General features: G+C 67.3%; 19 protein-coding genes and 6 pseudogenes. 15 read left to right on the plus strand and 10 right to left on the minus strand.

Annotation, left to right across the window (positions count from 1 at the left end; translation table 11 throughout):
• Positions 1–315: 315 nt before the first annotated feature.
• Positions 316–819 (plus strand): AAA family ATPase, encoded by a 504-nt coding sequence (locus ACIQ9G_RS09200; protein ID WP_403607670.1) that lies wholly within the window; start codon positions 316–318, stop codon positions 817–819.
• Positions 820–830: 11 nt separating this feature from the next.
• Here ACIQ9G_RS09200 and ACIQ9G_RS09205 read toward each other — a convergent pair.
• Positions 831–1,585: pseudogene (locus ACIQ9G_RS09205) on the minus strand (helix-turn-helix domain-containing protein); the annotation flags it as partial.
• On the opposite strand from ACIQ9G_RS09205, the gene ACIQ9G_RS09210 reads away from it, so the two are divergent.
• The 4 genes and pseudogenes from ACIQ9G_RS09210 to ACIQ9G_RS09225 all read left to right on the plus strand — a co-directional run.
• A complete protein-coding gene (locus tag ACIQ9G_RS09210) occupies positions 1,506–1,868 on the plus strand; it encodes a transposase (protein ID WP_403607671.1) in 363 nt (120 codons plus the stop codon). The pseudogene ACIQ9G_RS09205 and the gene ACIQ9G_RS09210 sit on opposite strands and share 80 nt — an antisense overlap.
• A gap of 84 nt (positions 1,869–1,952) precedes the next feature.
• Positions 1,953–2,744: a class I SAM-dependent methyltransferase gene (locus ACIQ9G_RS09215; RefSeq protein ID WP_403607672.1), complete on the plus strand. Its 792-nt coding sequence runs from the start codon at positions 1,953–1,955 to the stop codon at positions 2,742–2,744.
• A 219-nt stretch (positions 2,745–2,963) separates the two neighbouring features.
• Positions 2,964–3,380: a hypothetical protein gene (locus tag ACIQ9G_RS09220; RefSeq protein WP_403607673.1), complete on the plus strand. Its 417-nt coding sequence runs from the start codon at positions 2,964–2,966 to the stop codon at positions 3,378–3,380.
• A 163-nt stretch (positions 3,381–3,543) separates the two neighbouring features.
• Positions 3,544–3,978 (plus strand): annotated as a pseudogene (locus ACIQ9G_RS09225) (transposase); the annotation flags it as partial.
• Here ACIQ9G_RS09225 and ACIQ9G_RS09230 read toward each other — a convergent pair.
• Positions 3,946–4,533: pseudogene (locus ACIQ9G_RS09230) on the minus strand (transposase family protein); the annotation flags it as partial. The pseudogenes ACIQ9G_RS09225 and ACIQ9G_RS09230 sit on opposite strands and share 33 nt — an antisense overlap.
• Positions 4,534–4,559: 26 nt before the next feature.
• A pseudogene (locus ACIQ9G_RS09235) lies at positions 4,560–4,791 on the minus strand (sensor histidine kinase); the annotation flags it as partial.
• Positions 4,792–5,227: 436 nt separating this feature from the next.
• Between ACIQ9G_RS09235 and ACIQ9G_RS09240 the strand changes: the two are divergent.
• The 4 genes from ACIQ9G_RS09240 to ACIQ9G_RS09255 all read left to right on the plus strand — a co-directional run bounded on the left by ACIQ9G_RS09240 (position 5,228) and on the right by ACIQ9G_RS09255 (position 8,926).
• Positions 5,228–5,524: a GYD domain-containing protein gene (locus tag ACIQ9G_RS09240; protein ID WP_403607674.1), complete on the plus strand. Its 297-nt coding sequence runs from the start codon at positions 5,228–5,230 to the stop codon at positions 5,522–5,524.
• Between the two features lie 347 nt (positions 5,525–5,871).
• The gene (locus tag ACIQ9G_RS09245) at positions 5,872–6,675 is read left to right on the plus strand and encodes a transposase (RefSeq protein ID WP_403607939.1); all 804 of its coding nucleotides are present in this window, start codon (positions 5,872–5,874) and stop codon (positions 6,673–6,675) included.
• Between the two features lie 426 nt (positions 6,676–7,101).
• Positions 7,102–7,767, plus strand: a complete 666-nt coding sequence (locus ACIQ9G_RS09250) for a nitroreductase (RefSeq protein ID WP_403607675.1) — start codon at positions 7,102–7,104, stop codon at positions 7,765–7,767.
• A gap of 790 nt (positions 7,768–8,557) precedes the next feature.
• Entirely contained in the window at positions 8,558–8,926 is a 369-nt protein-coding gene (locus tag ACIQ9G_RS09255; protein WP_403607940.1) for a VOC family protein, read from the plus strand.
• 572 nt (positions 8,927–9,498) lie between these two features.
• Here the strand turns inward: ACIQ9G_RS09255 and ACIQ9G_RS09260 are convergent.
• Positions 9,499–10,238, minus strand: a pseudogene (locus tag ACIQ9G_RS09260) (SDR family NAD(P)-dependent oxidoreductase).
• 411 nt (positions 10,239–10,649) lie between these two features.
• Here ACIQ9G_RS09260 and ACIQ9G_RS09265 point away from each other — a divergent pair.
• Positions 10,650–11,060, plus strand: a complete 411-nt coding sequence (locus ACIQ9G_RS09265; protein ID WP_403607676.1) for a DUF5959 family protein — start codon at positions 10,650–10,652, stop codon at positions 11,058–11,060.
• A 148-nt stretch (positions 11,061–11,208) separates the two neighbouring features.
• Here ACIQ9G_RS09265 and ACIQ9G_RS09270 read toward each other — a convergent pair.
• Positions 11,209–11,601 (minus strand): annotated as a pseudogene (locus tag ACIQ9G_RS09270) (transposase); the annotation flags it as partial.
• Positions 11,602–11,835: 234 nt separating this feature from the next.
• On the opposite strand from ACIQ9G_RS09270, the gene ACIQ9G_RS09275 reads away from it, so the two are divergent.
• The 4 genes from ACIQ9G_RS09275 to ACIQ9G_RS09290 all read left to right on the plus strand — a co-directional run bounded on the left by ACIQ9G_RS09275 (position 11,836) and on the right by ACIQ9G_RS09290 (position 15,338).
• Positions 11,836–13,863 carry a HelD family protein gene (locus ACIQ9G_RS09275; RefSeq protein WP_403607943.1) on the plus strand — a complete coding sequence of 676 codons (2,028 nt, stop codon included), beginning with the start codon at positions 11,836–11,838 and terminating at the stop codon, positions 13,861–13,863.
• A 493-nt stretch (positions 13,864–14,356) separates the two neighbouring features.
• On the plus strand, positions 14,357–14,596 hold the full coding sequence (locus tag ACIQ9G_RS09280; RefSeq protein ID WP_403607677.1) for a hypothetical protein: 240 nt from the start codon (positions 14,357–14,359) through the stop codon (positions 14,594–14,596).
• Positions 14,596–14,973: a fic family toxin-antitoxin system, toxin component gene (locus tag ACIQ9G_RS09285; protein WP_403607678.1), complete on the plus strand. Its 378-nt coding sequence runs from the start codon at positions 14,596–14,598 to the stop codon at positions 14,971–14,973. Before ACIQ9G_RS09280 ends, ACIQ9G_RS09285 begins: the two co-directional genes overlap by 1 nt.
• An 83-nt stretch (positions 14,974–15,056) precedes the next feature.
• Positions 15,057–15,338 carry a hypothetical protein gene (locus ACIQ9G_RS09290; protein WP_403607679.1) on the plus strand — a complete coding sequence of 94 codons (282 nt, stop codon included), beginning with the start codon at positions 15,057–15,059 and terminating at the stop codon, positions 15,336–15,338.
• 350 nt (positions 15,339–15,688) lie between these two features.
• Here the strand turns inward: ACIQ9G_RS09290 and ACIQ9G_RS09295 are convergent, their stop codons facing one another.
• From ACIQ9G_RS09295 to ACIQ9G_RS09305, 3 genes are read right to left on the minus strand one after another with little or no spacing between them, the layout of a single operon-like run.
• Positions 15,689–16,201 carry a TetR/AcrR family transcriptional regulator gene (locus ACIQ9G_RS09295; RefSeq protein ID WP_403607680.1) on the minus strand — a complete coding sequence of 171 codons (513 nt, stop codon included), beginning with the start codon at positions 16,199–16,201 and terminating at the stop codon, positions 15,689–15,691.
• Entirely contained in the window at positions 16,180–16,743 is a 564-nt protein-coding gene (locus ACIQ9G_RS09300; RefSeq protein ID WP_403607944.1) for an IS5 family transposase, read from the minus strand. The genes ACIQ9G_RS09295 and ACIQ9G_RS09300 overlap by 22 nt, the downstream gene beginning before the upstream one ends.
• Before the next feature lie 18 nt (positions 16,744–16,761).
• Positions 16,762–17,616 carry a class I SAM-dependent methyltransferase gene (locus ACIQ9G_RS09305; RefSeq protein WP_403607681.1) on the minus strand — a complete coding sequence of 285 codons (855 nt, stop codon included), beginning with the start codon at positions 17,614–17,616 and terminating at the stop codon, positions 16,762–16,764.
• Positions 17,617–17,678: 62 nt separating this feature from the next.
• On the opposite strand from ACIQ9G_RS09305, the gene ACIQ9G_RS09310 reads away from it, so the two are divergent.
• Positions 17,679–18,323, plus strand: coding sequence for a TetR/AcrR family transcriptional regulator (locus ACIQ9G_RS09310; RefSeq protein ID WP_403607682.1), 645 nt, complete (start codon positions 17,679–17,681; stop codon positions 18,321–18,323).
• 366 nt (positions 18,324–18,689) lie between these two features.
• On the opposite strand, the gene ACIQ9G_RS09315 is transcribed toward ACIQ9G_RS09310, so the two are convergent.
• Together ACIQ9G_RS09315 and ACIQ9G_RS09320 are read right to left on the minus strand one after the other, a co-directional pair.
• Positions 18,690–19,625: an ABC transporter permease gene (locus ACIQ9G_RS09315; RefSeq protein WP_403607683.1), complete on the minus strand. Its 936-nt coding sequence runs from the start codon at positions 19,623–19,625 to the stop codon at positions 18,690–18,692.
• Entirely contained in the window at positions 19,612–20,409 is a 798-nt protein-coding gene (locus ACIQ9G_RS09320; protein ID WP_403607946.1) for an ABC transporter ATP-binding protein, read from the minus strand. Before ACIQ9G_RS09320 ends, ACIQ9G_RS09315 begins: the two co-directional genes overlap by 14 nt.
• Between the last annotated feature and the right edge of the window lie 45 nt (positions 20,410–20,454).

Consider the following 20,454-nt stretch of genomic DNA (forward strand, 5'->3'; position numbering starts at 1 on the left):
GCTGCTGGCCGCTGTTCGGGCGTGGTTCGCACCCCCTGGTCCGGTCGCCACTCACAGCAGGAGGTTGAAGACGGCTCGGCCTCGTCCCCAGGGCTGGGTCTGGGGATTCTTCACGGGCGTCGCGCACGTTTGCTCAAGTCAGGGGCATGATAGAGGCCCCTCAGGTCAGCAAAAGGCCAGCGTGCGTCGCAGCCCTGTCTCCGTTAGTGCCCTGACCGCATAGGTTCGCCGGGTCGGCCGGCTGCGGTGGGGTCCTTTCCCTGCGGCACCCTTGTCGCCAGAGGAGGGCTTGCTTATCGGGTCTAACCTGGCTCCGTGACGCAGCAATTGAGCACAGTGGTGCTGATGTGTGGGCTTCCGGGAGCGGGCAAGACCACCTACGCGATGGAACTGGTGCGACGCGGTTACGTTCGGCTCTCGATTGACGAGGTGGTCTGGCAACGACTCGGGCAGCGCGACGCCGGCCTGGTGCTGGAGGCGGAGGCGTTCGACCAGCTCAAGGAAGAGGTCCGCCGCGAGCAACGGCAACAACTGGTCGAGCTGATGCTGGCCGGGCGCGATGTGGTGGTGGACTACAGCTTCTGGAGTCGTGCCGCCCGTGATGATTACAAGGTGCTGATCGAGAACCACGGCTGCCGTTGGGAACTGGTCCACCTCAAGGCCGATCGGACGACGCTGGAGCATCGCCTCGAAGTACGGAACGGCGAGGAAGGCGCTAACTCCGTCACCGTGGACAAGACGCTGTTCAGCCGCTATCTAGCCAACTTCGAGGAACCGAACGGAGAGGGTGAGCAGGTCGTCTTGCAGTCCTCGGTTTGAGGACCTCAAGCTGACCTCAGCCCGGCCAGGGTGTTCGCGGCACCCTTCTTCCTGCGGTTGATGCCCCACAGGGTGTCGTCGCCGACCGAGTAGCAGCCGTGGAAGTACCGGACACCGTGAGTCGGTGGTAGGTCGCGGGGTGCCGCTCGGGGTGACCGGCGGGAGCCCAGCCGACTCCGCCGGTGGGCCGGATGCCGAGCGGCCCGAACTCGTCGAACGCGAACACCCGGTCGGGGAAGCGGTCCAGGACCTCCTCGATGCGGTCCAGCTTGGCATCGCGCTCGGGGTCGGGCGACTCCTTCCATGTCTTGGTGCGTTGGAAGGTGACGCCGCGGTGGGAGAGCAGGCACCGTAACGCCTCGCGGCTGATCCGGATCACGCGGCCGTGAACACGGCGCAGGTAAGCGGCGAGTTTGCGGATGGACCAGCGGGTGAAGGGCTGGCCGAGCTTGGTCGGGCGGGTGGTGGCCGTCAGGACGACGAAGTCCTCGTCATCAGCACTGAGCAGGCGGGGACGGCCTCCCGCCCACCGAGGGTCCAAGCAGGCCAAGCCGATCTCCTTGAACCGGTGGATCACATCGCGGACGGTGTCCTCGTCGGCCTGCACCAGCTTCGCGATCACCGGGACCCGGTTCCCGCCGGCCGAGGCCAGCAGCATCATCGCGCGCCGGTAGCGCACCGAACTGGTGCTGCCCCGGCGCACGATCTGCTGCAGCTTCTGCCCTTCCTGGTCGGTCAACCTGCGCACACGGACAGGCTCAGCCACCACACCCCCAGCAGTCGGACGGACATCACCGCACATCCAACCGCCTGGACCACCAACCCGGCGAACCTATGCGATCACAACACTAGCCACAACCGTCGAGACATGGTGGCCAGAGATCCTTGCGTTCCTGCACACTGGGATCACCAACGCTGGCTCCGAAGGCACCAACCGGGTCATCAAGACAATCGCCCGCGACGCCTACTGCTTCCGCAACCCCGGCAACCAGCGCTTACGCACCCGCTGCGCGACCACCCGTGGATGCCTCGACCGCCAATTTCGTTGAGTCCGCGCCCTGCAATCGTGTTGGCTAGCGGCACTGAACTGTCAGTACCGCAGGTATCCGCTAGGCTGTAGCAGGGAGTTGCACGTGCAGGACAGTGTTGTCGACCCCGTTGCCCACAATCGGGCAGCCTGGGACAAGTGTGTCCAAGAGGGCAGCGAGTGGTCGAGGCCGGTGAGTGCTGAGGATGTCGAGCGCGCCCGCATGGGCGACTGGTCGATTGTTCTCATCGGGCATGAGCCAGTCGACCGCTCCTGGCTGCCGGCGGACCTGACCGGCAAGGACGTGTTGTGTCTGGCCTCCGGCGGTGGCCAGCAGGGTCCGATCCTCGCCGCCGCAGGGGCGCGGGTCACCGTGTTCGACAACTCGCCCCGCCAGCTCGGCCAGGACCAGATGGTGGCGGCGCGCGACGGACTCGAGCTGCGCACCGTCCTGGGTGACATGCGCGACCTCAGCGCCTTCGGCGACGCAACATTCGACGTCGTATTCCATCCGGTCTCTAACCTGTTCGTACCAGACTTGGCAGCGGTGTGGCGTGAGTGCTTCCGCGCCCTGCGACCGGGCGGAACTCTGCTCGTGGGCTTCCTCAACCCTGATGTGTACTTGTTCGACCACGAGGAGCTCGACGAGCGCGGCGAGCTGATCGTCGTGCACAAGCTGCCCTACAGCGATGTCACGCAGTACTCCGCCGAGGAACGCGCCACGAAGTTCGGCGCGGATGCCCCTCTTGAATACAGCCACACCCTCACCGACCAGATCGGCGGGCAACTCGCCGCGGGGTTCGTCCTCACCGGCTTCGCGGAAGCGCCGCACCAATCCAACGCATCCGCTCAATACATGTCGCACTATTTTGCGACGCTGGCGGTCAAGCCGGGCTGACCCAGCCGAGACGGCCGTGTCTTCGCATGGCCAAGTGGAGCGCTGTGCCAGCCCGACCCCCACTGACTTCGCTGAGCCCCCATACGTAGATGTGGTGGTTGGCGAACGTTGTTCGCCGCACGCTGCTGGCGGTCCAGGCGTAAGCCCTGGAGCCCCGGCCAGGTACCGGGTGAGGCCGTCGAAAAGGTCAACCGAGATGTCCCCCAGTAGGATCCGGGCATGAACAGCAAGAGGTGGGGAGCCCTTTATGGGCTGTGCTTCGCTGTCGCGTTCGGCTGGGGGATGACCGGGGTTGTCGAGGGCGGGTGCGATTGGGTTTACAACAGCCGAGGTGCGGCGTGTGAGGCGCCGGACGGCTACGGCTGGTATTCGGTCGTCGGTGTCATCGCGGCTCTTTCAGTCCCGCCGCTGGGCTGGATGGTGATCCGTACCGACGACTGGCGGCCGTCGTTGGGTTTCTCTGTCGGTGCTGCCATTGCCTTGGGGATCACCCTGTCTGCGGGTGCCACCCGAGGATTCTTGATTCTGGCGGCAGTCGAGGGGGCCTTGGCCGTGGGAGTGCCGGTGATTCTTTGGCGAGTCGGGCGCACGAAGGTGCGGGCCAAGAAGGTGAACAAGACCTCCACTCCAACGTGAAGGCCCGGTGTCGTCGGTGAGAGCGCCCGGGGTTGGGCAGGACACAGAGTGGTGCGGCCACCGGTGATCATCGGTGTGTGAATACTGAAGATCATGAGGTGGTCGCAGCTCACGGCGTAGACCCTGCCCAACGGCACGAGTCGTTCGAGGTCCTGATGTCCGGATAGCGGGCCGGTTTGCACGGGTTGAACCCCGCCGTCGGGTACGGGACTTGGTGCTGGGGCTGCTGTCGGACCTGCCGCGCAAGAACTGCTGGACGACCGCCGAGTGGGCCGGACAGGCCAGTCCAGAGGGTACGCAGCACCTGCTCGGCCGGGCCAAGGGGGACGCCGACTCTGTGCGCGATGACGTGCGCGAGTACGTGCTGGAACATCGGCGAGACGAGGACGCGGTGCTGGTGGTCGACGAGACCGGGGACGTGAAGAAGGGCACGCACACCGTCGGCGTCCAGCGCCAGTACACCGGAACTGCCGGGAGGATCGAAAACGCGCAGGTCGCCGTCTACCTCGTCTACGCAGGTCGCCGCGGACACGCGGCGGTGGACCGTGAGCTGTACGTGCCGCGTTCGTGGACTGCTGATCCGGAGTGCTGCCGGGCCGAGCAGGTGCTGCGTGCGGTTTGGACTGCATCGAGATCTGCGGAAGATCCGCCAGGACTTCAGGCGGGCGACGCCGCGATAGACCGGTGCCCGTGCCGCGGCCAGGGCCCGGTTGACGGTCTTCTCGGTGGGGGTGAGTTCCTGCAGGGGCTTGCGTTTGATGCCCGTGGTCAGCCAGGGGCCGCCGCCCTAGTCGGCGAGATCGGCCAGGAAGGGGACACCCTGGCGCTCTCAGAGACGGGTGATCCGGTGGGTACGGGCGGCGGTCAGGTCGTGAGCCCGGCCCGGAAGCGCGGGTGAGAGCCACAGCAGCCGACCGCCCGGATCGGTGACAAGCTGCAGGTTCACTCCGTGCCGGCGGTGCTTGTGGGAGTAGTCCGCGTGAGTCGCCGGGCCACACTCGGCGAGGGGGCCGTCCAGCAGGACAAAGTCGGGGTCGGCCTCGCGCAGGACCTTCAGCAGACCCGGCGCGCGTTCGGCGGGCAAGTGGATGATCGCGCTGATGTAGGCGTGGGCGGTGGACTCGCTGATCCCGAATCCGGCAGCGATCTGTGCCCGGGGCGACAAGGAGGCCCGGCTGCTCATGACGTGACACCGGAGACGCGATCAGGCACCTCTGGGCAGCGTTGGGGTGCCGTCGGCAGGGTGAGGACCATGGTGAGGCCGCCGCCGGGGGTGTCCTCGGCGCTGAGGGTGCGGTGCCGCCGATGGCCTCAGCAAAGCCGCGGGCGACCGCGAGGCCTAGCCCACGCCGGCGCCGCGCGGGGAGTCGCCGTAGCGCTGGAACGGTTCGAAGATGCGGGACTGGGCCTCGGTCTCGCTGACCAGCAAGACTGAGGAAGCCCACGACTCTGACCTGGTCGGATGCCGTGGGCTTCTGTCGTTGTTGGCCGGCGTTGGGTGACTTCGCACGCCCAGAAACGGCCCGCGCGTCGCACCGCGCCTCCGCCAGCATGCCGCGACGAGGAGGAGACATGGCACTGGGCCGCAAGGGATCACGACACATATTCGTCGACGGCACGACCTACCGCTGGCAGCTGCGACGCAGGCCCACCTACGGCCAGCGCCTCTGCTGGTCGCCGTGTACCTACGCCGTGGAGCATGCGGATCACCCTGGGACGACTCTCGTCGTCACGCCCCTCGATGCCTGTGGTCGCTCGTACTCGTTCGGGTGCGTATCTCGTGCGGGTTGTGGCCCATGTGCCAAGGCTTGACCTCGCGATGTGTCTCCTCGTGAAGGTGGGAAAACATGCCGATCTACGTGGCCTTGCTGAACTGGACTGATCAAGGGGTCCGAAATTACAAAGACAGCGCGAAGCGCGCCGAGACCTTCGGCTCAGCGGCACAGAAGCTTGGGGCGAAGCTCCTGAGCATCTATTGGACCGTCGGTCCGTACGACCTCGTGGCCGTCGTCGAGGCGCCCGACGACGAAACTGCCACGGCAGCACTCCTGCAGCTTGGTGGGGTGGGCAACATTCGGTCCACGACGCTGCGGGCCTTCGGCCGAGAGGAGATGGAGCGCATCATCGCCAAGGCGGCTGGCTGACGACCAGCACACAGTGCGAGTGACGGCGTTCGGCGAGCCAGCTCAGCAGCCGGGCTGACGCCTGCGTCGGCCCCGTCTGTCGCACGCGACTCTTCGTCCCGAAGAAACTTGGGTGAGCGCTTGGGCTTGGGCTGGTGTGCCGCTCACCTGCGCTGATGGTCCGTAGACGTCCGGGCTTGTCCGCCGTTGTTCGCCTGCGTTGTCACGCAGTTGGACACTCACCTCGGGATGACCCACCTGGAAGACGCTGCGCGGCTTCTATCGGCGACGGCTGAAAAGTGGACCAGTAGCGGACGCTTGGGTTCTAACGCTTGTCGCAACATTCCTTGATCATTGTTGGAGTGTTGATGGCGAGGCGGGGACGCAAGCGCAGACTGGAACTCGAAGCCGAGTACTGGCGACTTCTGGCCGCCGGGGTGGGCAGCGTCGAGGCGTGCAGACAACTCGGTATCGGGCGCAAGACGGGCTACCGGTGGCGGGCGGAGAACCGCGGCCTGAGGCCGGACTGTCTCCCGGAGTCCTCCCGCTCAGGCAGGTATCTGTCGCTGTTGGAATGCCGCCGGATCGCCGCGTTGCGGGAGCGCGGCCTGACGATCCGGGAGACAGCCGGGCTCCTCGGACGGGCACCATCGACGGTCAGCCGGGAGCTGCGCCGCAACAGGCGCCCGCACGACTACGGCCGGTACGACGCTGACCTGGCTCATCACCGCTGCCGTGAGCGAGCCGGACGTCCCAGACGCGCCAAGCTGGCCACGGATCCTGAGCTGCGGGCCGAGGTGCAGTCCAAGCTGGAGCTGGAGTGGAGCCCGGAACAGATCGCTTCCCACCTGCGGACCCGCTGGCCTGGCCAGCCGGAGCGGCACCTGTGCCACGAGACCATCTACCGAGCCCTCTACCAAGGTGCGAAAGGCGGCCTGAGCAGGACTCTGACGCGTAAGCACGAACGAGAACACCAACGGCCTTCTCCGCCAGTACCTGCCCAAGCGCACGAACCTGGCCCTCTACACCGTGGACGATCTACGCAGCATGGAGTACCGGCTGAACAACCGACCCCGCAAAACACTGAGTTGGCAGACCCCTGCCCAGGCATTCGCTGCCGCTCTGGCACCATGAGCCTGCAACGTTGCGACGATCATGCGAATCCACCTTAGAACCCAAGCGTCGGATGTGGGTCACGATTCACGCGTCGCCGACAGGGGCATGGCGGCCAAGGGGGGGGTGGCTCAGAAGAGGCCCCCCGAGCCTGATGGCTCCAGGGCTTCGTGCAGCTCCGACCCCCCCTTCCCAGCTCTCAGCGTCCGGCCGGCCTTCTGATCCGTAGCTCTATACCGGTCGATCACGACCCCCCCCGAGGTAGTAGGGGGAAAGCGAGCCTGGCGCCGGTGTCATGACTGCTGGGGATCGCACCCGTCCGACCCTGTTCGCCAGTGTTGGCGTCAGTTGCTGATGTCAGACGTCAACGCCGCCCTCTGACCGCCGGGCCGCTGCATCAACGACTGGACTGAGTGGCGGGGCGCTGTCCATCGCTGACCGCCGAATACGGTGTGGGGCCTGGTTGAGCGAGAGGACACGAAGACGTGGATGTGTATGAGGCCGTGGATAGTCGCCGGGCTGTGCGGGCGTTCAGCGACGAGCCCGTATCCAGGGAGATACTCGAACGAGTGCTGACCGCAGCGACGCGGGCGCCGTCGAGTGGGAACCTCCAGCCGTGGCGGGTGTATGTCGTGAGCGGCGAGCCCTTGGCCGAACTGAAGAGGCGCGCGACGGCCAGGGCACTGGCGGGAGACCTGGGCGATGAGCGGGAGTATCCGATGTACCCGGCGGAACTGACTTCGCCGTATCTGGACCGCTTCTGCGCCGCGGCCGCCCAACGGTACAAAGCCCTGGAAATCGAGCGAGACGACCCCGACAGGCCCAAGAAGATCGCTGCCCTGAACGCGGAGGCGTTCGGGGCGCCGGTCGTCCTCTTCTGCTACCTCGACCGGATGATGGGGCCCGGACAGTGGGGGGACGCGGGGATGTACTTGCAGACGGTCATGCTGTTGTTGAGGGCGGAAGGGTTGCACAGCTGCCCTCAGGTGATGTGGACCATGTACCGCAAGGCTGTCAGCCAGACGGTCGGAGCTGATGACGGGCTCGTGCTCTTCTGCGGCGTCTCGGTGGGATACGAGAAGGAAAGCGTGCCACGGCTGCGTACGGGGCGGGCGGACATGACGGAGACAGTGAGCTTCATCGGAGTGTGACCGCTGAGTGGTCAAGATCCACAGGACACTGTCTAAGCCACCACCCACCCCGGCTCCTGTCCCGTACGCCGTCCGAAGGTCACCGCACCCGTGGCAGTTGTCACCAGGACACGATGCGGATCGACATCACGTGGGGCCGCTTGCCGGGCGAAGGTGCAAGACGCCCCCTGGGGCGGCCCGGGCGGCGGTGGCGCACTACAAAGCCGGACGTCAAATCCAAACCCAAACGGATGGTCATTTTGGATGCTCGATGACGGATCTGGCGAGTTCCTGCAGACCATCCGGCACTCGACAAGAGTTCGTAGCGGCTGATCCGTTGTGCGTCTTCCCGTCCCTGTAAGGGCGGGTCACCCGGGGCGGTGAAGCGGACGTAGTGGCACGCGCCACGCCGCCTTCCAGCAGCGCGACCTGGCCGACAGCGACTACGTGTGCGTGTGGGCCGACGTGGTGCACCCCAAGGTCCGGCTCGGACAGGCGCACAGCTGCGTTCCTCGTCCGAGGGGCCGGGGTTGGGTTCGCGGAGCCGGGCGGGAGCCAGGATCTGCCGCCACCGGTGGTTGTCCGCCGGGCGTCGGCCACGCGCGTTGCTGTGGGGCTCCACCTTCACATCAATGAGGCTGCGCCGTCTTGAAGTGGCTGGTCAGCAGGGGTGTGTGACCGTTTCGGGCTGCTCGTACTGGTTGCGGGCGGCAGTCTGGGGTGTAGATCGTCCGGCGGGGTGGTGTTGCCGATGAGTTCACCGTCCTCGAACGGTCTGCCCAGCGACACGACCGTTCTCGACAGGAGTGCCATGTCCACCATCCAGCCAGTGATCATCACTGCCGCCCAGGACGTTCTGCTCGGCTTCTATACGAAATTGTTCGGCGCCGAGGAGATCTTCCGGGTACCGGCGCAAGGCCCGGCCTTCTACGTCGGCTTGCGCATCGGCGACACCGACCTCGGGCTGGTGGCCAAGACGACCCCGGGGACCGGGGCGGCACCGCGGATCCTGCTCAGCATCGGTGTCGACGACGTCGACGAGACGCTCGGCCGGGTGGAGGCGCTGGGCGGCTCGGTCCGCAGCGGCCCCAACGACATGCCGTGGGGACAGCGCGTCGCCCACATCCAGGACCCCGACGGCAACGCGGTGAACCTCACCCAGCCGATCCCGGCTCAGTGACGCTGTTCCGGGCAGGCCGCGGAGCCGGTTGGCGTTGGGAAGGTCCGCCAGTTCCTCAGATGGGCGAAGCCGCGTTCGACCGGGGCGCGTCCGGCGGCGGGGCGCCGGCGGCGACGACGCCAACGTCGACCTGCTCCGGAGGGGTGGTTGGTCTCCCCTCCGGCGGGTGCGAGCTGGCGGGCACGGGTGGCCTTGAAGCCGGGGACGACCACGAGGTCGTCCCCGTCGTCGTCCAGCGAGTCGTCGACTGCCTTGTCCGGCGCGTCTACACGGCCACGGAAGCCGGCGTTAAGGCGCTGGCCGAGGACCGCAAGGCCCTAGCTGAACTGGCCTGTGAAGTTGCAATGCCGTGCTCGACGTGGATGCGGCGCGACGAGTGGGCCTTGCGTCGTTGCTCATGGCCCTCTTCACCTGACGATCTTCCGCACCACCTGGCCGCCCACACGGGTGAGCGCCCCCGCGCGGCCCAGAGACGGCTCGTGCGGGGGTGCCGCGGTTTCCCGTTTGATCACGGGGCGGCCGTCCCGGGTGCGTGGCTGCCCCTTGGCCTGGTTGCAGGGTCGGTTCGTGTGTCAGGCGGTGAAGCCACCGTCGACATGGATCGATGCTCCCGTGATGTACGCCCCGTCCGGGCTCGCCAGTGGGCGACGGTGGCCGCGATCTCGGACGCTTCCGCGTAACGGCCGACAGCGGTGAAGCCAGAGATCATCTCGGCGTTCGGCCCATCGGCGGGGTTGGTGTCCGTGTCAGTGGGGCCGGGATGCACGAGAGTGACGCTGATTCCTCGCGAGCCGAGTTCTCGGGCCAGACCCTTGGTCATCCCGACCAGAGCCGTCTTGCTCATCGAGTACAGCGCCAGTCCCGGGAAGACCGCACGCTCGGCGACATTGCTGCCGATGCTGATGATGCGGCCCCCTCGGGCCATATGGCGCGCTGCCGCCTGGGAGGCTGTGAACGGCGCCCGGACGTTCACCGCCAGAGTGCGATCGATCTCAGCCGGCCCCAAGTCCTCAAGTGGACCGACGAGGAAGACGCCGGCGTTGTTGACCAGGATGTCGAGCCTGCCGAACGTGGCGGCCGCCTCGTCCACTGCGGCGGTGAGTGCCTCAGGGACCGCGCTGTCGGCTTGAATGGCGAGCGCCCGGCGCCCGCTGGCCTTGATCTGCTCCACAACCTCGGTGGCGCGTTCCGCGTTCTTCTCGTAGGTCAGGACGACGTCCGCGCCTTCTTTGGCCAGTCGTAACGCCACAGCGGCACCGATGCCCCGGCTTCCGCCCGTGACCATGGCTACGTTTCCTTCAAGTCGGTTCATACCGATGAGCTTCGCGGACGTCGGCATCGAAAGCTGGCGAGAATCGGACTTGGCGTTCGGCCCTTGGAAAGGCGAAACCAACCTGAGCTGGACGCCCGACCCTTAACCCACCACTCTCTCCAGCCCCATCCCGTCTGTCGTCGACCCACACACCGTGGAGTGGGCGTGGTTCATGGCGTTCAGGTGGCGCGCGCCACTGTAGGAACGACTGTGAGAATTGATCACGCCGCGGCGTCCCCGAACGCGTCGCCGCCCACCCCCGCGTCTTCATCACCTTCACCGCCCCTGGTCCCGTCCACAACCGGCCTACCGGCCCCCGCCAGTTCGGCCCTGGGAGTCAGAGGTGGAACCGGACTCTGCCCGTATCGTGCACACAAGCTCTGGATACACGACCGACGAAGGGGAGCGCGGGTGGACGAGTGGGTCCCCGTTGACTTGATACATCTGTCTGATGGACGAGACGTCTCCCTCGTCCTGCGTACGGTTGAGCGCCACGAAGCCCGACGTGCCCGGGTGCGAGCCGAGTGCCTGATAACTACGGATTTCGTGAACGCCCGCTTGCAGACCAACATCTGGCTTGATCATCTCGAAGAGTGGAGGGAAGCACTGAGACGCCTCAGTGCTGCTGAAGACGCCAGCTGGCCGCAAGGAAGCCGAGGCCTGGAGCTTTACTTTCATCCACACGAAAACGGCTGGCTCTCCATCTCGGTCCACGACCCTGACGGGTTGACGATGGCTCTGGGACTCCAGCCGACGGCTGAGTGGGTTGATGAGCATGTGGCAAACCTTCAGCGTCTACGTGACGCCTGCGGCGAGCCCTGAAGACAAGCAAGACGTTGCTGACTGAGCTCTACCCGGACTCACCCACCACCCACCCAGCTCCCATCCCGTCCGCCGTCACATACCGTGGAGCAGGCGTGGTTCCTGGCGTCCAGGTGGAGCCCGCCAAAAGGTGCCTCTATGGGCTTCGTCAAGCTGTAGCCGGGGTGGGCGAATGGTGGAAGGTGCCGTCTCGGAGCATCGCGAAGAGGACGTCGATGCGGCGTCGGGCGAGTGCGACGAGGGCTGCGACGTGGTGTTTCCCCTCGCGGCGTTTTCGGTTGTAGTAAGCACGGGACTCAGGTTGGGAGAGCGAGGCGAACGCGGCGAGGTAGAAGGCCCGTTTGAGCTGCTTATTGCCACGTCGTGAAGGGTGTTCGCCGCGGATGGAGGAGCCGGAGTTCCTGGTCACGGGTGCCAGGCCGGCGTAGGCGGCGAGGTGGCCGGCGGTGGGGAAGCCGCTGCCGTCACCGACGTCGATGAGGATGCGGGCTGCGGTCCTGACCCCGATGCCGGGCATCGAGATCAGGTCCGGGGAAAGAGGGTCATCGTCGGCATCCAAGGGCGGGCTCGCCCATAAGGCAGGCGGACATCGGGAGCGCAATTGGCGAACGGCGGAATGCATGATACGCAGTCGCAGGGCCATACTTTCACCAAGTAAGTCAAGACTTATCTTTAGGGAACTTTGACCGTATGGTGTGGCTCGAGTCGAAGGAGCCCCCTGTTGTCGAAATTAAATGATTCCGCTGTGCGTGCGGTTGAATCGGAGCGGGATTATGTGTCCTCCTTGTATGAGTTGCTCACCGAGCGGCTTTCCGAGGCGCGAGTACACCGAGCGAGTGTGCTGAGGGCCCCGGCGGAAAGCGCCGGTGAGGCATACGAGAGAGAAATCGCCGCCGAGCGTCTGGCCAAGGAAATCGGCCGGCTGGAGGGCGCCGAAAACGGGCTGGTCTTCGGGCGCATCGACTGGACGGATGGCACGGCCCTGCGCATCGGGCGGATCGGATTGCACACGGAGGAGGATGACCTGCCTCTGCTCGTGGACTGGCGCGCGAACGCGGCGCGGCCCTTCTACGAGGCGACACCGCTCCACCCGATGGACCTGCGGCGGCGCCGGCACCTGCGCCTCGAGGAGCGCACGGTCGTCTCGGTGAGCGACGAACTGCTGGACGGGACCGCCCCGACCGACGAGGACGTGGTGGGGGACGGCCCGTTGACCGAGGCTCTGTCGGCACGGCGTACGGGCAGGATGCACGCGGCCGTCGCGACGCTGCAGGCCGAGCAGGACGAGGTTGTCCGCTCCGCCCACCGCGGGGTGACCGTGGTGCAGGGCGGCCCCGGCACCGGCAAGACGGTGGTCGCCCTGCACCGGGCGGCCTATGTCCTGTACGCGTTCCCGCGCGCCGCGGAGGAGGGTGTCCTGGTGGTGGGCCCGAACGCCCGGTTCCTCGACTACATCTCCCAGGTCCTTCCCTCGCTCGGAGAGAACGACGTCGTTCTGGCGACCTGCCGGGAACTGGCCGGAGTGTCCACGGACACGGTGGACCCGATCGATACGGAGCGTCTCAAAGGCAGCTCCGACCTCGCCGACGCCTTGGCCGGCCTGCTGCGCGTCCACCAGGCCCCCGCCGGTGACTTCACCGTGCGGGTCGGACAGGAACTGGTTCACCTCTCCGGCGAGAAAGTAGCCACGGCACGCGACGCCGCCGTGGCAGCCGCACCGGGGCACAACCCCGCGCGCCAGGTGTTCAAAGAGCTCTTGGCCGACGCCGTCACCGACGCGATGCAACGAGACATGGGCGACCTCCTGGAGCAGATCGACGCCGATGCCGAAAGGATGACGGGCATCAACCTCGACCGGTTCACGGGAGCCGCCCAGCGCCGTGCCGAAGGGGCGGCCGACTCGGGTCCGGTCCACGAGCTGGACCTGGACGCCATCCGAAGCGATCTCCTCGACGACGCCGGCGTCGACCGAGCGGTCGAGGTGCTGTGGCCGCGACTGGTACCCGGCGACCTCGTGAAGGCGCTCCTGACGAACGCCGGCGCTCTCGCCGAGCGCCTGCCCCGCCTGACCGCGCAGGAGCGGTCCCTTCTACTGCGCGGTCCGGACGACCCGTGGACCGATGCCGATGTGCCGTTGCTGGACGAGGCGGCGAGCCTGGTTGACGGGCCCCCCGAGCGGACGTACGGGCACGTCGTCGTCGACGAGGCGCAGGAACTGACCGCCATGCAGTGGCGGATGATCGTCCGTCGCTGCCCGGCAAGGGCGATGACGCTGGTGGGTGACTTCGCCCAGGCAGGCCCGGCCGCGACAGCACGCGACTGGAAGGAAGCACTGAGCCCCCACGTCGGACCGCGGTTCAAACTGCACACCCTGACCGTCAGCTACCGCACCACGCAGGGGATCCTGGAGAGCGTCCGGGACCTGCTCACGCGGATCGCTCCGGACCAGAAGCCCACACGGTCACTGCGAAGCGGTGAGACCCCTCGCACCGTGACCACACCTGCGGACGGGTTGGTCACCGCCGTCGTTCGGGAACTCCGCGCCCAGAGCACCGCGCACCCGGGCGAGCTTCTGGGAGTGATCTGCGCGGACACCAGAGTGAGCGAGCTGACGGCCCAGGGCATCGCTCACCAGGCACGCATCGTGCCGGCGTCCGAAGCACGCGGCCTGGAATTCGACGGGGTCGTCGTCATGAACCCCGAGGAAATCATCACGACCCGCCCCGGTGGGGAAAGGGACTTGTACGTAGCCCTGACCCGGGCCACCAAGCGCCTCTGCACCGTCACCGTCCAGCCCGCCTGACGACTCGGCGCCCGCGTCGTCGCCGCGGGCGCACCCGGCGCGGTACAGAGACCGGCCCGCGCGCACGGGGCTGCTCACCGCCTCACCGCTCGTGGCCGCACCCGGCATCAGGCGGCCTGGTCCAAGCCGACGACGTTCAGATCCCCTTCGCGCAGCAGGGTGAAGTCGACGTCGGTTGGTCAGGTCAGCCGGGACAGCAGCCGGTCCGCGCGCTGTCGGCGAGTGTGCTCGCGCTCGGCTGCCCGGACGGTCGCGGACTGCCGGCGGGCCTGCTCCCGGTCCTCCGGGGAGAGCGGCCGCGCAACGATGGTCGGGTGCCACCGGCCACCCCGGCTGCTCGGAATCCCGGCAGTGTTGAGCCGGTCGCAGATACCGCGGATGCTCAGCCCCTCCGCCTGCCTGGCCCAGCCGGGCTGCCGGGAACTGGACGGACGAGGGCGCCGCTCCTGCGACGTCGCCCCTCTATCGCGGTAACGGCTGTTACCATGCTGGTATGGCCAAGACACAACTGGGCGCACGCGTGGATGAGGACGTTGCGGAACTCGCCAAGAAGCGCGCCGCCGACCTGGGACTGAGCATCGGGGACTACCTCGCCAGGCTGGTGCAGGACGATGCCAGCGGCCTGCGCGCCCGAGCAGTGGAAAGGGCCGCTCGCTTCCTGGCCGAACATCAGGCGGTCTTCGACGAGGCCGAACAAGCCCAGCACACGCCCCGGGGAGCGCGTGCGGCCTGATGGATCTGAACGTCGACATTCCCTGGATCCTGCAGGTCGCCGAGGCCGCCGGGGCGAACGATCCGGCCCCCGACGACTACGGCGTCCCGGTCTCGGCGGTCGCCCGCCACCGGGCCGAGCTGTTCGAGCAGCCCGTCTACGACGGTCCCTACGCCAAGGCCGCCGCCCTGGTGCACACGCTGGGCCGGTGCCGCTGGCTGGAGCGCTCCAACCTGGCCGTCGCCGCCGCGTCCGGCGTCATGTACCTCGAGGCCGCCGGAATCACGGTCAAACCCGCCCGCGAGGACGCCATTGCCCTCAAGGATCTACTCCTGGACCCGGCCTGCACCGCCGGGAAGATCGCCGCCCTGCTGCGTGCCTGGCCCACCACTAGCTGAAACGACGCGGTGGCCCGCCCCGCATACAGGGGCGAGCCGCGCTGGGGCAGGACAGCAACCACCAGGGGGAAGCGCAGACGCATGTGGGCTCGGTGCTCGGCGGCATAGGTCGGGCGGCGGTCGGGGTGGGCCGGGTCCTGTGGGAGGCGATGGCCGCGCCGACCACGGGCACGGAGGATGACGCCCGAGACGAGATCGGCAGGCTCGCGGAGAAGATCGAAGACGAGGTCCCGGAGGAGCTGCGGGACCGGGCGTGGGGTCTGGTCCTGAATGCGCTGTACGAGGTTCCCCGCGAGATCGAGCAGTTGCCGGCGAAGGTAGATCAAGCCGACGAGAGCGCGCTGGTGAGGCGGGCGCCGTCTTGAAGTGGCTGGTCAGGGTGCTGGTGTGACGCCGGTTCGGGGTGCTCGTGCCGGTCGCGGGCGGCAGTCGGGGGTGCAGATCGTCCGGCGGGACGGTCTTGCCGATGAGTCCACAATCTTCGAACGGTCTACCCAGCGACACGACCGTTCTCGACAGGGCATGCCAAGAGGACTCGCCTGCACAACAGTTCGAATCCTGCGCGCCCGTGGCGCTCCAGGGGGTCGCGGTCCACAGCGGATCATGCTGGCTATTCCAAGCGCGCGGTTGCCGGGGAGGTGGTTTCGGTGGCCACTCTGAAAACGCTCACTGCGTCGTCACCGGCCGCATCGATGCGGAAGGCGGCCGGGCCTGCTCAGCGCACCAGGAGATCGATGGCGACCTTCAGTCGTTCGAGAAAGAACTCCCGTGACGGCGCCTGATGCTTGAGGCCGATTGATGCGCTGATCATCGTCTGGGTGACAGCAAGTGCCGCCTCACGTCCTGTCTCCGCGGCGATCGCATCGGTGACCAGTTCCTCAAAACGCCGTGGCACCGTCTCCACTATCTCGCCGAGCAGATCGGGGTTGGCTTCGATGACCTCCGCGACATCGCGTGTCAATGGGCCGATGTAGCGGCCCGCCCACTGGTCGAACGCTTCGACGAGACGCTCTGACAGGGGGCGTCCGCTGTCAGCCAGGACGTGTTCGACCGCTGCGATGTCGCGTTCCAGGGCTTGGGTGACCGCGGCCCGGAACAGGACCTCTTTCGAGGAGAAGAGGAAGTAAAGCCCTGGCCGGGAAATATGCGCCGCCCGCGCCACCTCCTCCATCGAGGTCTTCCTGTAACCGAATCGCGCGAACGTGGTCAGGGCGGCGTCCAGAACCATGACCCGCCGGCTGGTGTCGACGACTGCCGAGGACGGGCGGCCGACATCAGGACCTTGGTGGTGAATCCGCCGCGCGAGCGCCCCAACTGCTCGCCTGCTGCACCTCCTCCTCCGGCAGGGGCCGCAGGCCCTGCACCGCTGGTACCCGAAACGATCTCCGCGGAGCTCCCTGTTGACGGCCTGGACAGGGCGGGCGGAGCCGCCTTCGGCGCGCCTGCGGCGTGCTGGTAGGCGCGCATCACACTGGAGTCGACGGAGACGTCCCACTCAATGCCGCCCTCGGCGTCGACCTGGGCTGGGACATGCTGCAGCAGCATGTCCCAGGTGCCGTCGGCCGCCCACAGAGCGTGCCGTTTGTGGACGGTCTGCCACGGCCCGAAGCGTTCTGGTAGCTCACGCCACTGCACCCCGGTGCCCAGCCGGTGGATGATCCCGTCGATTGCTTGGCGGTGCTCCCTCCACCGGCCGCACCGATCGTTACTCGCCGGCAGCAGGGGCTCCAGCAGAGCCCACTCGCCATCCTTCAGAGCCCCCCTGCTGATCGCGTCTGGAACGACGGATCACTTGATCGACGGGTTGTGTGTCGGCGATGCGGTGACGATCCACACGGACCCAGGGATGCAGACACCGTCGGTGGTCTCGAACTCTGTGAGCGCGTCGTGCACTTCGGCACGGATACGGGCGATGGTCGTTGGGGCGACATCGCGCAGGTTGTAGCGCGTCGGGCCCATGGCGAAGATGAAGTCGGCAGCGTCGCCCGCGTTGGCGCCAAAGATCATGGGAGCGTCGGCGGGGGCTACGTCGATGTCGGTGAACCCGGCGGCGGCGAGCACCTGGTGGATGCGCGCGGGATCGAGGAGAGATCCCATACCCCTGGCGGCGGGGGATGCCTCGCGCAGAAACGGTGAGAGTGCGGCGGTCGCACGGGCGTAGGCGCTGTCCGGGCTCCCGGGCTGCGGGCCGAGGAATGCGAGCCGGCCGGCTGGCGCGAGCGCGTGCCGGAGATGGGTGAAAGCCGCGATGTGGTCGGTGAAAAACATGACACCGCCCCGGCTGAGGAGGACGTCGAACCCGCGGTCGGGGAATGGATGCACCTGGGCGTCGCCCTGCTCGAAGGTGACGTTGTCGATGCCTTCCGCGAGGGCGTCGCTGCGGGCGCGTTCCAGCATGGGCGCGGACAGGTCGATTCCGACGACGTTTCCGCCGTAAGCCTGTTGTGCGGCGAGACGCGTGGTCTGGCCGGTGCCGCAGCCGACGTCAAGGACCCAGTCGTGCGCGGCGATACTCGCCGCGGCGAAGAGGGGGGCGTTGAACGCGCCCATCATCGCGTTGTAGCGCTCGGGGTGTTCGGCCCAGTGGATACCCTCCCAGTCGTTCCATGCCTCTGCCTGCTGACGGTTGGCGATGGCGTGCATGGCTCACTCTCCGTTGACTAGAGTTGACCTCTAGAGCTGCACTCTAGATATAGACTCCAGTCATGAGTGAGGTCAAGGGGAAGCGGGGCGACAAGGCCCGGGAGACACGGCGGCGGATCATCGACGCGGCGGGTGCGCTCTTCGTCGAGCAGGGCTACGGGGCGACCAAGCTGCAGGAGATCGCCGACCGGGCGGGCGTGGCGGTGCAGACCATCTACTTCGTCTTCCGGAACAAGCCTTCACTGCTCAAGGAACTGGTCGATGTCGCGATCGCGGGCGACGACGAACCTGTGCCGACGATGGATCGGCCCTGGTTTGCCGAGGTCACGGCCGGGCCCACCGCCGAGTCCGCGCTGGCCGCGCTGGTCGCCGGCACCCGGAGGACGCTCGAACGTGTCGCGGCCATCAACGAGATGGTCCGTGCCGCAGCAGCGACCAACCCGGAAATCCGGGAGTTGTGGCCGGATCAGACCGACCCACGGTACGTGGTGGTCTCGACAGCCGCGAAGGCTCTGCTGAAGATGCCCGGCGCCAGCCCCGCCATGTCCGCCGGAGAAGCGGCGGACATCCTCTACGCCTTGCTCAGTCCGGAGCTCTTCCTTGTTCTGACTCGCGACCGCGCGTGGCCGCCGGACAATTGGGAGCGATGGGCGTACGACACCCTCTGCTCTCAGCTGCTGGTCCGGAGGCAGAACCTAGCTCCCTGATCGTGATCGGGGAGACAGACCCTAGCAGGAGCGCCAACGAAACTAACTGCGGCAGGTGATCCGAAGGCGGTACTGAACCGGGACTTCCGCACCTTCGCGGTCATTGCGCTGGCGACAGCCTTTGCGATTGGAATCGTTGTCGAATTGGTGACCGGACTGGCCGTAACCACAGAAGGACAACTGGCCCTTGCGGCATATCGTGGCAGTCAGGGTGTCAAATGTGCTCAGTGTCGGGCCTGCGGACCAACCCGGTCTCGTCCATCACCCGGCGGCCGGTTCACTGCCCGGGGCAGGGCTGCCAGTTGAGTACTTGCACGCGCCCACGACATATATATCGGCGGCGCGGTGGTGCTTGCGATCCGTCGCTCAGCGGGTGACCAGCAGGCCCCGCCCCCGCAGCACCCGCCGCTCCAGCGGGCTGAAGATCAGCAGGTCGATGGCGATTCCGACGAGCAGTATGAGGAAGATGGCCAGGAACACCTGCGAGATGCTGGCGTTGTTGCGCCCGTTCTCCAGCAACTGGCCGAGTCCGACGCCCAGATCGGGCGAGGAGGCAATGATCTCGGCGGCCATCAGCGATCGCCAGGAGAAGGCCCAGCCCTGCTTCAGTCCGGCGAGATAGCCGGGGAGCGCGCCCGGCATCACGATGTGCCAGGCGCCGCGCAGGCCGGTCGCGCCCAGGGTGCGTCCGGCGCGCAGGAACAGCGGGGGGATCTGGTCGATGCCGGCGACGAGGCCGTTGGCGATGGAGGGGACCGCGCCGAGCAGGATCACGGCGTACATCATCGAGTTGTTCAGGCCCAGCCAGAGCACGGCGGGCGGCACCCAGGCCACGGAGGGCAGCGACTGCAGACCGGACAGGATGGGGCCGACGGCCGACCTGACGAATTTCACCCGGGCGACCAGCAGACCGAGCGGCGTGCCGATGGCGAGTGCCATCAGGAAGCCGAGCAGCCCGCGCGAGACGGATGTCCAGATGTAGTCGAGCAGCGTGCCCTGCCGCCAGGCGTCGGTCACCTCGTCCCACACCGCGGACGGCGACGGCAGCTTGTAGTCGGGGGCGACCTCGGCCCACACCAGCAGCTGCCAGACCGCCAGCACCAGTGCGACGGCGGTGATGGGCGGCAGTGCTTTGCGTATCAGGGTCTCGCGCAGCGGTGTACGGCCGGCCTGTGCCGACTCCAGCGCGTCGAGCCCGGCCTCCAGCCCTGCCAGATCTTGTGTGTCCTGCACGTCCTGGGATGCCCCGGCTGCCGGTGAGCCGTCCTTCTTGGCGTCGGTGCCGGTGTCAGTGCTGGCCATGGCGGCGGATCTCCCTGCGCAGTTCTTCGGTGATCTCGACGGACAGTTCGGCGACCGCGCTGTCCTCGATGCGGGGGGGCTGGGGGATGGCGACGGTCCACTCGCGGGCGATCCGTCCCGGCCGGGAGGACAGCAGCACCACCCGCTGCGCCAGCTTCACCGCCTCGCGCACGTTGTGCGTGACGAACAGCACCGACAGTCCCGTCTCCTGCCAGATGCGGGTCAGTTCGTCGTGCAGTACGTCCCGGGTGATGGCGTCCAGCGCGGCGAACGGCTCGTCCATCAGCAGCAGCCGGCTGTCCTGGGCGAGCGCCCGGGCCAGCGCGACGCGCTGCCGCATGCCGCCCGACAGTTCGTGAACCCGCTTGCCGTGCGCGCCCTGCAGCCGTACGAGTTCCAGCAGCCGTTCTGCCTCGGCGTGGCGCTCGGGCTTGGCGACCCCGCGCAGCTTCAGCGCGAGTTCGATGTTCTTGCCCGCGGTCAGCCAGGGGAACAGGGCGTGCTCCTGGAACATCAGGGCGGGCCGGCCGTCCGTGTCGATGGAGCCGGCGGACGGCAGGTCCAGGCCCGCGACCAGGTTGAGCAGGGTGGACTTGCCGCAGCCGGAGGCACCCAGGAGGGTGACGAACTCGCCCGGTGCGACATCGAGCGTGATGTCGTCCAGCACGAGCTGCTGCCCGCCGGGCGTGCCCGGCGCGGGGAAGGACTTCGAGACATGCTCGATCCGGGCGGCGTGCGTCACCGCCGTGGCGTCCTGGACAGCCTTGGCGACCGTGGTGGCCATGGTCGTCACCTCCTGGGTACTCATCGGGGCGGTTGTCGCTTGTCA

This window comes from Streptomyces sp. NPDC096152 (genome assembly GCF_044763235.1).
GTDB lineage: Bacteria > Actinomycetota > Actinomycetes > Streptomycetales > Streptomycetaceae > Streptomyces.

Coding starts and splice junctions, on each gene's coding strand:
- ACIQ9G_RS09220 (WP_403607673.1), top strand. CDS start 2,964: ATGAACAGCAAGAGGTGGGGAGCCCTTTATGGGCTGTGCTTCGCTGTC.
- ACIQ9G_RS09240 (WP_403607674.1), top strand. CDS start 5,228: ATGCCGATCTACGTGGCCTTGCTGAACTGGACTGATCAAGGGGTCCGA.
- ACIQ9G_RS09245 (WP_403607939.1), top strand. CDS start 5,872: ATGGCGAGGCGGGGACGCAAGCGCAGACTGGAACTCGAAGCCGAGTAC.
- ACIQ9G_RS09255 (WP_403607940.1), top strand. CDS start 8,558: ATGTCCACCATCCAGCCAGTGATCATCACTGCCGCCCAGGACGTTCTG.
- ACIQ9G_RS09280 (WP_403607677.1), top strand. CDS start 14,357: ATGGCCAAGACACAACTGGGCGCACGCGTGGATGAGGACGTTGCGGAA.
- ACIQ9G_RS09285 (WP_403607678.1), top strand. CDS start 14,596: ATGGATCTGAACGTCGACATTCCCTGGATCCTGCAGGTCGCCGAGGCC.
- ACIQ9G_RS09295 (WP_403607680.1), bottom strand. CDS start 16,201: ATGGTTCTGGACGCCGCCCTGACCACGTTCGCGCGATTCGGTTACAGG.
- ACIQ9G_RS09305 (WP_403607681.1), bottom strand. CDS start 17,616: ATGCACGCCATCGCCAACCGTCAGCAGGCAGAGGCATGGAACGACTGG.
- ACIQ9G_RS09310 (WP_403607682.1), top strand. CDS start 17,679: ATGAGTGAGGTCAAGGGGAAGCGGGGCGACAAGGCCCGGGAGACACGG.
- ACIQ9G_RS09315 (WP_403607683.1), bottom strand. CDS start 19,625: ATGGCCAGCACTGACACCGGCACCGACGCCAAGAAGGACGGCTCACCG.
- ACIQ9G_RS09320 (WP_403607946.1), bottom strand. CDS start 20,409: ATGGCCACCACGGTCGCCAAGGCTGTCCAGGACGCCACGGCGGTGACG.